Origin of the sequence: Roseovarius sp. MMSF_3281 (assembly GCF_030733685.1) — a bacterium.
In the GTDB taxonomy this organism is placed as follows: Bacteria; Pseudomonadota; Alphaproteobacteria; order Rhodobacterales; family Rhodobacteraceae; genus Roseovarius.
The window spans coordinates 1-10,807 of record NZ_JASHIM010000044.1 but is presented as its reverse complement, the minus strand read 5'-3'; the positions used below and the strand labels follow the sequence as shown (position 1 = coordinate 10,807).

Below are 10,807 nucleotides of genomic sequence, written 5' to 3'. Positions count from 1 at the left end.
CTACTCATCATTCTCAACGCCATGATCCGGGAAAACAGAACATATCAGCCAACCTGAACAACACACTTGCCCGGGGGAGACGTTGAAAACCCATCGGGTTTCAACGTCGGGGGCAGAGCCCCCAAACGCCTTAAAGATCAGAACGACCGCGTGGTGTAATCCACCTCGTCGGGGTACATCGTATCCTCGATCGACGTGGTATGCACCCGCTTGAGCACCCCTTCCTCGACCTTGCTGATATACTGATGCCCAAAGACCTGGTGGGTCTTGCCGTTGAAGCGCTTTGCCCCCTGCGGGTGCGCCTGGCCAAGCGGCATGTCCGTCATCGCTTCCACCGCCTCGATCAGGGCGGCGCGGTCCTGCGGGCCGCGATAGCCCGCCGCCTCCATGCCTGCCTTGACCACGTGCAGGGTTTCCCAACAGCCGAACATGTGACCATAGGTCGAGACATCCGTCGGGTCGCTGACCGACGCGCCGCGTTCGTCGACCCCCACGGCCTGCCGGTAAAACGCCTCGTGCTCGCTTTCGTCGGGCTGGCTGTGGCGGCACATGCCTTCCCAGAAATGGCTGCCTTCAAGGAACTCAAGGCCCGGGCTGTCCATCGCCACCGCCTCAAGGCTGTCGATGAAGCCGAAAAGTTCCGGCCCGCGCCCGCCGAAGAATTCGCCCAGTTCCTTGACGAAGGTCAGAACGCCGGGGCCCACCATCACGTGATAGACCACCTCGGTCTCGCGCGGGATTTTCGGGAAATACCGGGTGAACGAGGTTTCCGAGGGCGGGATGGCGATCTTGGCCACCACCTCGCCGCCCTGCGCCTCGATGGCGGGGGCAAGGTTGTCGCGGTGATCATAGCCAAAGCCGTAGTCGGGGAAGATCATGGTGACCTTCTTGCCCAGGGTATCGGTGATGAAGGGGGCCATGGAAATCACCTGGCTGCGGACATCGGTGATCCCCGGCTGCAAGGTATAGCGGTTCAGCATCCCCGACGAGACATGCGTGCCTTCCGAGACCACGAAATAGGGCAGTTTCAACTCGCCTGCACGCGGGGCCGAGCCGATGACGACATGCGAAAACAGCGTGCCGAACCCGATGTCGCAGTTATGCTGCGTGGCGAATTTTTCCACCACTTCGGCGCCGCGTTTTGGGTCGGTGCCGTCATCCTCGGCCACGATCTCGACGGGGCGGCCATTGATGCCGCCGCCCTCGTTGATCAGCTTGACCGCCGCCTGCGTGGTGCGATCGTACCACCGGCCATAGGCCGCGCCGATGCCGGTGCGGTGCACCTGAAAGCCGATCTTGATGGGTTCGGAGGTTTGCGCTTGGGCATAGCGCGCCCACATCGGCAGGCTCGCCGCCCCCGCCACGCCGCCCGCAAGGGTCTTGAGCGCGCCACGGCGCGAGGTGGCTTTGGGCGATTTCGGGGTCTTGGGGCTCTGGGTGGTCATCTGACACCTCCGGTCGTGATCTTTACCGCGGCGCCTTTCGCCGCTTCGCGGCAAACCTGCGTCACGGGGGGCCTGTTGTCCAGTGGTTAGGGTCAGAAGCCATTGATCCCAAGCCCCGGATTCGCGAATTTCTGTTTCTCAAAGCGCCGGTTTGCCGGATTTTTCACCCTCCAGACCGCAATGCCGCAGGACGTGCGGTTCTTTTTTCCTGCCTCGGGGGAAATCTTGGTCATATCCCGCGCGGCGAGGCCAGAAGCCAAAGCCCGAAAAAGGTATAGGCGATCATGAACAGTGCCAAGGGCGCCTGCCCCAGCATCGCACGCCAGCTATTGCCATGGCCGCGCACCGCCAGGGCATGGGCCAGCAGGATCGCCACCACATGGCCGAACACCACCGCCCCCGCCTGTGCAAGATAGATCATCTTGACGGTGCCGGGCGTGTTGAAAAACCCGGTGGTCACGTAAAATGTCCCCAGGTTCAGCAAATCCGCGCCCTGCCCCATCGGATCGGTCAGCGCCTTGATCACGTATTGCCCGTCCACCATGAACGAGGTCAGGTAATGCGCCACGTGATAACCCAGCGCGATGGGCAGGATCGTGGGGGCATAGAGGCAGAACACCTCGCGCAGGGGCCGCCGCGTGCCCGCGATCCGCTCGCCCAGCCAAAGGCAGGCGGCAAAGGCGGTGATCAGCGCCGCATTGGCCGCGACAAGCCCCACGAGGTTCGGCACGATCACCGCCGAGCGGCCGGGAAATTCCAGCGGGTTGATGCCCAGCACGCCAAGCCACCAAAAGGTTTCGTTCACACCATCGAAACTGCCCGATCCCAGCATCAGCAGGATGAACACGGCCAGCCCAATTCCGGGCCGCGGGCGGGCAAGGATCTGCCACCCCCAAAGGCCCAGCGACAGGCGCCCGCGCGCCCGGCCCAAAAGGCCCATACGCCCATAGGCGCGCATCAGGATGGTCACCGCCTCGGCCCGCAGCATCCAGCGCGGACCGAAAAGCGTCATCCCCAGCAACGTCAGGTACCAGTACCCCCCCACCGCCAGGGCAAGGCGATCCGGGTCGGCCGGGGCCGGATCGGCCAGAAGGAACCCGGCAAAACACAGGAAGATCACCACCCCGGGCGCATGGCCCAGGGCGCGCGGGTATCGCATCGGCGCGCGGCTGCCCGTGATCCATGCCAAAAGCGTAACAAGCCCGGTCCAGGGATTGGTCCACCGCCAGTGATTGCCCAAAAGCCCCTGCGCCGAGACCATGCCAACCCAGAACACCGTCCAGACGAACAGCGGCAAGGGATTGACCAGGGGGTCATGCCCGCCGGTCAGCCCGCGCCAGACCAGGAAGGCCAGCAAGATCGTCGACAAAAGGCTGGTCACATGCCGCAGGGGCAGCCCCGGCCACGGCAATACAGCCACCGGCCCGAACAGCCGCGCCGCCACCCAGGCCGGCAAGACCGCCAAAAGCACCACCGTTGCCGCCACCGTGGCAACCCCGGCCGAGGTATAGACATCCGTCGGCAACAGCAGGACAAATCCCTGCTCGGAGGCATGCGCCCAAAGCACCCCGGGCAAAAGCCCAAGGATCATGGCCAAGAAAAAGCGTTGGGTCATCTTCCCCCCCAAAGGTGCAAGAAGGCCCAGATTACCCTGTCGCAGCATTTCGGAAATGGGGTAAATCACCGCGCCCGCGGATTTGTCTTGGCACGATGCGCCGGAAAACGATGCATGCATTGGTTTCGGTTACCGGATAATGGTGCCCGCGTTCCTTCACGACGATCATATCCATACCCGGCTTTGGCAGGACAGTGTCCGCCAAACAGTGTCCGCCAATGGCGACCAAGCTCAGGCCGCGACCAATGGGGTAATGCCCGACACGTCAACCTCTTTGCTGGCCAAGGCCATGTCGTAATTGGTTTGCAAATTCATCCAATAGGCCGGGGTCGTGTTGAAGGCCCGCGCAAGGCGCAGGGCCGTGTCCGGTGTAATGCCGGTGGTTCCCTTCACAAGGCGCTCTATCCGGGTGCGGGGCACCCCAAGGCGCTTGGCCAGGCCGATGGCGCTGATCTCAAGGGGGTCCAGGTAAAGCTCTTTGAGCACCTCGCCGGGATGCATGGGATTTTCAAGCAATGTCATTCACCCCTCCGTTCAGTGGTAATCAACGATTTCGACCTCGGCAGGCCCTTTTGGCGTCCAGACAAAACATATCCGCCATTGGGCATTGATGCGCACCGAATGCTGCCCGATGCGGTCCCCCTTCAGCTCTTCAAGGTGGTTGCCCGGTGGAAACCTGAGGTCTTCGAGTTCCGTCGCCGCCTCCAAAGCCGATAACATCGCGCGGGTCCGCCTGATCAGATCACTGGGAAACCCCTTGCCGAACGTCCCCTTGACAGCGTGACCGGCACGTTTGCCCCTGGTGCTTTGGATCATGCACGATGCGTATCACCGAAAGGTACATGTGTCAACACATGATACATATCAAGTCACACCGCCCACGGCCCGCACCGTTCGGCGATGAACAGCGCGATCACCTCGGTGCAATGTTGGACCGAGGCCAGGTCGACCCGCTCGTCGAAGCCATGGATCGCCTCGACCGTGGGGCCATAACACAGCGTCGCCCCCCCATGCGGCACTCCACATCGCACCGCGCGGGCAAGCAGGGGGTCCAATCGCACCCTCTTGTTGCGGCCCCGCTCAGCCACCCGGACCGATCCGCGTCAAGTTCGGGGCGCGCAAACAAAGAAACGGCGGCGCTCAGGGAGGAGGAGAGAGCACCGCCGTTCTTTTCACGCCCGATCCAGGGAGGAGGAGAGGATCGGCCGTTCATCTTGTCCGAACCGCAAGGCAGCCCGGGGTATTTAGGGCGGCGGCACTCAGGGAGGAGGAGAGAGCGCCGCCGCCATTCACGAATGTCTCAGGGAGGAGGAGAGAGACATCCGATTCCGTAATTCGTTACCGTACGATCCCGTACGTTGCCTTGAGCGCCTCGGCCCGCAGGCCCGACCGGTGCAGGCCCAGGTCAACCAGCGTGCGGTCATCCAGATCGCGCAGCGTCCGCAGGGTTTTGCGGTACAGGCGATAATCTTCGATGCGCTGGAAGAACTGGCTTACAGCGGCGCTGATTTCGAGGGCGAGGGCCGCGTTCGAGGCCCGGGTATCATGTGCAAAGGTCATCGGCTTAACAGGTCTTTTACTGGTCATGCACCGAAGTGCATCGCGTTTCGTTTGTTGATCCAAAGATAACCCAATGCTGCAGCTGCACAATCCCCATATCCCTCAATGCTGCTATGCAGCAAATGCATAAGAGTGGCTGACCTAAGGTCAATCAATCAGATCATTTTTTCAGCAATCTTCGCACTTCCCCTTGCTCTCTGTCTCAAACCTGCCACCTATTGCGGCAAAACGATGAAGGGGGTGGCGACCATGGCAACGACGCGCGATGCAATTCTCGATGAACTCAAGAAACTGGAACTTCCCGACGGCGGCGATCTTGTCTCGCGCGATATGGTGCGGGCGCTTTCGGTTGACGGCGGCACCGCCCGATTCGTGATCGAGGCCCCCTCGCCCGACATGGCCCAGAAGATGGAACCCCTGCGCGCCGCCGCGGAACGCGCGGCCCGCTCGGTGCCCGGTGTCGATCAGGCCAGCGTTGCCCTCACCGCCCATGGCGGCGGCAAGCCGGCCCCGTCCAAGGAACCGCCCAGCCTCAAGATCGGCGGCCACCCGAAGGCCACCGACGAGCCGGTACGCCCGGCGGGCGTGCGTTCGATCCTTGCCGTGGCATCGGGCAAGGGCGGCGTGGGCAAATCCACGGTTTCGTCGAACCTTGCCGTGGCCCTTGCCAAGCAGGGCCGCCGCGTGGGCCTGCTGGATGCCGATATCCATGGCCCCAGCCAGCCGCGCATGATGGGTGTCAACCAGCGCCCCGCCAGCCCCGATGGCAAGATCATCGAACCGTTGCAGGCCCACGGGGTGACCCTGATGTCGATCGGCCTGATGCTGGACCCCGACAAGGCCGTTGTCTGGCGCGGGCCGATGCTCATGGGCGCGCTGCAACAGATGATGACGCAGGTAAACTGGGGCGAGTTGGATGTGCTGATCGTCGATTTGCCCCCCGGCACCGGCGACGTGCAACTGACGCTGTGCCAGAAATCCGCCCCCACCGGCGCGCTTGTGGTTTCAACCCCGCAGGACGTGGCGCTTCTGGATGCGCGCAAGGCGCTGGATATGTTCCAGACCCTGAAAACCCCGGTCCTGGGCCTGATCGAGAACATGTCGACCTTCCATTGCCCCAATTGCGGGCACGAGGCGCATATTTTCGGCCATGGCGGGGTGCAGGCGGAATCCGAGAAACTGGGCATCCCCTTCCTCGGGGCATTGCCCATTGATCTTGATACCCGGCTGGCCGGGGATTCGGGCACGCCCATTGCCTCCGGTGACAGCCCCATGGCGCAGGCCTATGCGCAACTGGCCGACAGGTTGGTTCAGGGCGGAATGGCCTGAGGGTCGTACGACTCGTACGATGGGGTGTCGCGGCGCCGCGATTTTCGTACGAAACGCGGGGTGTAAGCGTACGACTCGTACGAAAATCCGGCGCTCAGCCGATCAGCGGCACATGCGGCGCGGCATCCCTTGGCAAAAGCCCCGCCAGTCGCGGATCGGGGGCGATTTCGATCTCGCGCTTGTAGGGGGTGAAGCCGCTGCGGCGGTAGAACGCCAAGGCCGCCGGGTGATCAAGGGTGCAGGTATGCACATGGAATCGCGTGATATTTTCGGCCCATGCCATTTCGATCGCGCGATTCATAAGCCACCGCCCTGCCCCGGTTCCGACCATGCCAGAGGTCAGGCCGAAATAGGCCAGTTCGCACTCGCCCCCCTGCCGAAAGTCCAACTCCAACAGGCCCACGTCCTCGCCTTTGTCGCGCAGGGCATGGACATGCACCTTTGGGTTGGACAAAATTCCTTTTAATTCAACAGGTTGCATCACCAAACGCCCGAACCAGAGCCACGGCGCACCCACCTTGCGGAACAGGTCCAGATACCATGCCGGGTCCGGGTTTGGCACATGGGTCAGCTCCAAGTCCAAATCTGCCTCAACCCGTTGATTTGGCTGCGTTTTCATCTCCAGATGCGTCACCACCGAGGCCGTGTGCCCCGCAGGAACGCCATGCATCCCGTCTTCAAGCATTGCCCTTCGCCTTTTTCTTCTCGGCCACAACCTTTTCCGCCAGATCACGGGCAATCGCAAAGGCGCCCTTGATCTTGTCGCTGTCCTTGCGCCAGTCACGCCGCACCACGATCTTGTTGTCCTTGACCTTGGCTAAGCCATTCTGATCCTTGATAAATTCGACCAACCCGGTGGGCGAGGCAAACTTGTCGTTGTGGAACTGAAGGACCGCGCCTTTCGGTCCGCCATCCAGTTTCGCGATGCCTGCCTTCTTGCACATCCCCTTGATCCGCACGACCAGCAGCAGGGTGTTCACCTCCTTTGGCAGTTTGCCAAAGCGGTCGATCAGCTCGGCGGCAAAGCCCTCCAGTTCAACCTTGCTGTGTAACCCACTGAGTCTGCGGTACAATCCAAGGCGTACGTCCAGATCCGGAACGTAGTCTTCGGGGATCAAGACAGGCACACCAAGGTTGATCTGCGGTGCCCATTGCTCATCCCCTTCGGTCAGCCCTTCCAGTTCGCCCGCCTTGATCTTGGCAATCGCCTCTTCCAGCATCGATTGGTACAACTCGTAGCCCACATCGCGCATCTGGCCCGATTGCTCTTCGCCCAAAAGGTTCCCGGCCCCGCGAATATCCAGATCCTGGCTGGCCAGCGTAAAGCCCGCCCCAAGCGTATCCAATGAGCCCAGAACGCGCAGGCGCTTTTCCGCCGCGGGGGTCAGGCGTGCCCGTGGCTTGGTGGTCAGATAGGCGTAAGCCCTTGTTTTTGAACGGCCCACGCGCCCGCGTATCTGGTAAAGCTGTCCCAGCCCGAACATATCCGCGCGATGCACGACCATGGTGTTCGCCGTGGGAATATCGAGCCCGGATTCGACAATCGTCGTGGCCAGAAGCACATCGTATTTGCCATCGTAAAAGGCGTTCATGCGATCATCCAGATCGCCCGCCGCCATTTGCCCGTGCGCCACCACGTAACTGACCTCGGGCACTTGATTTTGCAGGAAATCTTCGATCTCGCGCAGGTCTTCGATACGCGGGACCACGTAGAAACTCTGCCCGCCCCGGTAATGCTCACGCAAGAGCGCCTCGCGGATCGTCACCGCGTCGAACGGACTGACATAGGTACGGATCGAAAGACGATCCACCGGCGGGGTTCCGATGATCGACAGATCGCGCACCCCCGAAAGGCTGAGTTGCAATGTCCGTGGAATCGGCGTTGCCGTCAGGGTCAACACGTGAATGTCCGAGCGAAGCTGTTTGAGCCGCTCCTTGTGCGTCACGCCAAAGCGTTGCTCTTCGTCGATCACCAACAGGCCAAGGTTCTTGAACCTTACCCCCTTGGCCAACAGGGCATGGGTGCCCACCACGATATCCACCGTCCCCTTTGCCAGCCCGTCGCGCGTCAGGTTCGCGTCTTTCTGGCTGACAAAGCGTGACAAGGGCCGCACCGTCACCGGGAAACCCCGGAAACGTTCGGCAAAACTTTGGTAATGCTGGCGCGCCAAAAGGGTCGTGGGGGCGATCACCGCCACCTGCACGCCCGACATCGCCGCGATAAAGGCGGCACGCATCGCCACTTCGGTCTTGCCAAAGCCCACGTCGCCGCAAATCAGGCGATCCATGGGGCGGCCTGCCTCCATATCCTCAAGCACGTCTTCAATGGCGCGCAGCTGATCGTCGGTTTCAGTGTAGGGGAAGCGGGCCGAGAACTCTTCCCAGGCGTGATGCTCGGGTTCCAGAACCGGGGCGCGGCGCAATTCGCGTTCCGCCGCGATCCGGATCAAGCGGTCGGCCATCTCGCGGATACGTTCCTTGAGCTTGGCTTTCTTGGCCTGCCAGGCCCCGCCGCCCAGCCTGTCCAACAGCCCCTCGTCGTGGCCGTATTTACTGAGCAGTTCGATATTTTCGACTGGCAGGTAAAGCTTTGAATTCTCGGCATATTCCAGAAGCAGGCATTCATGCGCCGCGCCCGCCGCCGTGACCACCTCAAGCCCCTTGTAACGCCCGACCCCGTGATCGACATGCACCACCAGATCACCGGGAGACAGGCTTTGTGCCTCGGTCAGAAAATTCTCGGCCCGGCGGCGTTTCTTGGGCGCGCGGATCAACCGATCGCCCAGAACATCCTGCTCGGCGATCACCGTCAGGTCAGGGGCCTCGAACCCGTGTTCCAAGGGCCAGACCGCCAGGTGCAGGCCCCGTTTTGCAATGCGCGTAGCGTCGGGGACGCTGACCGCGCCAAGCAGGCCTTCGTCTTCCAACAAGCCTTCCAGCCGTTCGCGCGCGCCCTCGGAATAACTGGCGACCAGCACGGGGCCACCCTCAAGCTTTGCTTGAACATGATCCTTCAAAGCCCCGAAAAGGCTAAGAGATTCGCTTTGGCGTTCCGGCGCGAAATTGCGCCCGATGCGGCCACCGGCATCAATCACACCCGGCCCCGTGGCCTGTGGCAACGGCGCGAACTGCATCACCCGGCGCCCCCCGACCGCCGCCTGCCACGCGGTGTCGTCCAGATACAGCAACTCGGGCGAAACGGGCTTGTAAACCGTATCCTCGCGGTTCTTTTGCTTCAGCGCATGATCCCGCGCCTCGAACTGGTCCACCACGCTATCCCAACGCGAGGCGCGCGCCGCCTCGACCTGATCATCCAGCGTGATCGTTGCCTGCGGCAGGTAATCGAACAATGTTTCCAGATGCTCATGAAAGAAGGGCAGCCAATGCTCTATTCCCGCATGTTTGCGCCCCGCGCTCACCGCCTCGTAAAGCGGATCGTCGGTGCCCGCGGCGCCAAAGGCGATGCGGTAATTCTGCCGAAACCGGGTAATGGCGGCCTCCTCCAGAATAACCTCGCTTACGGGCGCAAGCTCGATCTGGTCCAGCTTTTCGGTGGTCCGCTGCGTGGCCGGATCAAACCGGCGAATACCATCCAGAACATCGCCGAACAGATCAAGCCGCACCGGGCCGCTTTCCCCCGGCGGGTAAATGTCGATAATCCCGCCGCGCACCGCGTAATCACCGGGTTCCATCACCGTCGGGGCCTGGGAAAACCCCATGCGCACCAAGAAGGCCTTCAGGGCCTCCTCGTCAATCTGGTAATCCACCCGCGCGCTGAACGCCGCCTCGCGCAGTACATCCCGCGCCGGCACCCGCTGTGTCACCGCATTGAGCGTGGCCAGCAAAACAAAGCGCCGCGGCATGCCGTGCACGAGGCCCGCCAATGTCGCCATGCGGGCGGCCGAGATATCGGCATTGGGCGACATCCGGTCATATGGAAGGCAGTCCCAGCCGGGAAACCGCATCACCGGCATGTCCGGTGCAAAGAACCGCAGGGCCTGCGCCATCGCCTCGGCCCGCTTGTCGTCGCGTGCGACATGCAGAACCGGCCCATCCTTGCGGGCGATTTCATCAAGGATCAGACGGGCGTCATAGCCCTCGGGCGCGCCGCCGACTGTGATATGATCAGGGGTGTTCATGCTGCTGCCACCTAGCGCCGCGCCCTGCCCGGCGCAAGCCCGACCTACCCGCCAAGAACGCCGGCTTGCATATTCTGCAACATGCCCCACATCGCGGTGACGAAAATCGAGAGCATGCCGATCAATTGCGTAAACAAGCGATGCTTGTACATCCGCTTATAGAGTGCGTCGCCCGCCAGGCCCTGCATCTGGATGCCCCGCGCGGTTTTCCATGACATGAGGCCCACAAGGCTCATCGGAAAGCCGAGCAGGAAAATCGCCTGCGCGAACTCCATACCATACAGAAACCCCAGCATGAAAAGCACCGTCAGCATGAAACAGGCAAAACCCGCCATCAAAAGGCCGGACTCTCCGACGATATAAAGAATACGGTTGCAATTGATCCGAACCATGTCTTCCAGATCGCGCACCGCCTCTTCGCTGGCGTCCTTTTTCTTGGCGCGCAGGACCATATCCCAGGGCACGCCAAGCACCCAATGGCTGACCGAAGACCACAAAACGGCAAGCGCGATCCAGAACCACAGGTTGCTGAAACTGCGCATGTCGATCAGTTCAAAAACGGTTTCGTACCAGTCCACTGCTTGAAGACCTTTGAAAAGTGCCCCGCCCCTCTTAACCCCGGCGCGCGGCAATTCCTACCCTTGAGATAGGCGAATTTCCATGTCACTCAGACGACCCAAGAAGAATGAACCAAGGTACCCCCATGTCCAGCCCCCAAG

Annotated in this window: 11 protein-coding genes; 1 reads left to right on the top strand and 10 read right to left on the bottom strand. The window is 61.8% G+C overall.

Going from position 1 to position 10,807, the window contains the following annotated elements:
* Positions 1-137: 137 nt before the first annotated feature.
* The 7 genes from RBB32_RS20925 to RBB32_RS20895 form a co-directional block, all read right to left on the bottom strand.
* Positions 138-1,445, bottom strand: coding sequence for an ABC transporter substrate-binding protein (locus RBB32_RS20925; protein ID WP_306155653.1), 1,308 nt, complete (start codon positions 1,443-1,445; stop codon positions 138-140).
* 229 nt (positions 1,446-1,674) lie between these two features.
* Positions 1,675-3,060, bottom strand: a complete 1,386-nt coding sequence (locus RBB32_RS20920) for a hypothetical protein (protein ID WP_306155651.1) — start codon at positions 3,058-3,060, stop codon at positions 1,675-1,677.
* A gap of 31 nt (positions 3,061-3,091) precedes the next feature.
* Complete coding sequence (locus RBB32_RS20915; RefSeq protein ID WP_306155650.1) at positions 3,092-3,235, bottom strand: hypothetical protein; 144 nt, start codon at positions 3,233-3,235, stop codon at positions 3,092-3,094.
* Between the two features lie 56 nt (positions 3,236-3,291).
* Complete coding sequence (locus RBB32_RS20910) at positions 3,292-3,582, bottom strand: HigA family addiction module antitoxin (RefSeq protein ID WP_306155648.1); 291 nt, start codon at positions 3,580-3,582, stop codon at positions 3,292-3,294.
* A 12-nt stretch (positions 3,583-3,594) separates the two neighbouring features.
* Positions 3,595-3,876 (bottom strand): type II toxin-antitoxin system RelE/ParE family toxin, encoded by a 282-nt coding sequence (locus tag RBB32_RS20905; protein ID WP_306155646.1) that lies wholly within the window; start codon positions 3,874-3,876, stop codon positions 3,595-3,597.
* A 53-nt stretch (positions 3,877-3,929) separates the two neighbouring features.
* A complete protein-coding gene (locus tag RBB32_RS20900) occupies positions 3,930-4,115 on the bottom strand; it encodes a hypothetical protein (protein WP_306155644.1) in 186 nt (61 codons plus the stop codon).
* Positions 4,116-4,398: 283 nt separating this feature from the next.
* Positions 4,399-4,620: a DUF1127 domain-containing protein gene (locus tag RBB32_RS20895; protein ID WP_306155642.1), complete on the bottom strand. Its 222-nt coding sequence runs from the start codon at positions 4,618-4,620 to the stop codon at positions 4,399-4,401.
* 249 nt (positions 4,621-4,869) lie between these two features.
* Here RBB32_RS20895 and RBB32_RS20890 point away from each other — a divergent pair, with 249 nt between their 5' ends.
* Complete coding sequence (locus RBB32_RS20890) at positions 4,870-5,949, top strand: Mrp/NBP35 family ATP-binding protein (protein ID WP_306155641.1); 1,080 nt, start codon at positions 4,870-4,872, stop codon at positions 5,947-5,949.
* 94 nt (positions 5,950-6,043) lie between these two features.
* Here the strand turns inward: RBB32_RS20890 and RBB32_RS20885 are convergent, their stop codons facing one another.
* The 3 genes from RBB32_RS20885 to RBB32_RS20875 are packed head-to-tail and all read right to left on the bottom strand — an operon-like array spanning position 6,044 to position 10,666.
* Entirely contained in the window at positions 6,044-6,634 is a 591-nt protein-coding gene (locus RBB32_RS20885; RefSeq protein WP_306155639.1) for an N-acetyltransferase, read from the bottom strand.
* The gene (mfd, locus tag RBB32_RS20880; protein WP_306155637.1) at positions 6,627-10,088 is read right to left on the bottom strand and encodes a transcription-repair coupling factor; all 3,462 of its coding nucleotides are present in this window, start codon (positions 10,086-10,088) and stop codon (positions 6,627-6,629) included. The genes RBB32_RS20885 and mfd overlap by 8 nt, the downstream gene beginning before the upstream one ends.
* Before the next feature lie 44 nt (positions 10,089-10,132).
* Positions 10,133-10,666, bottom strand: coding sequence for a component of SufBCD complex (locus RBB32_RS20875; RefSeq protein ID WP_306155635.1), 534 nt, complete (start codon positions 10,664-10,666; stop codon positions 10,133-10,135).
* Between the last annotated feature and the right edge of the window lie 141 nt (positions 10,667-10,807).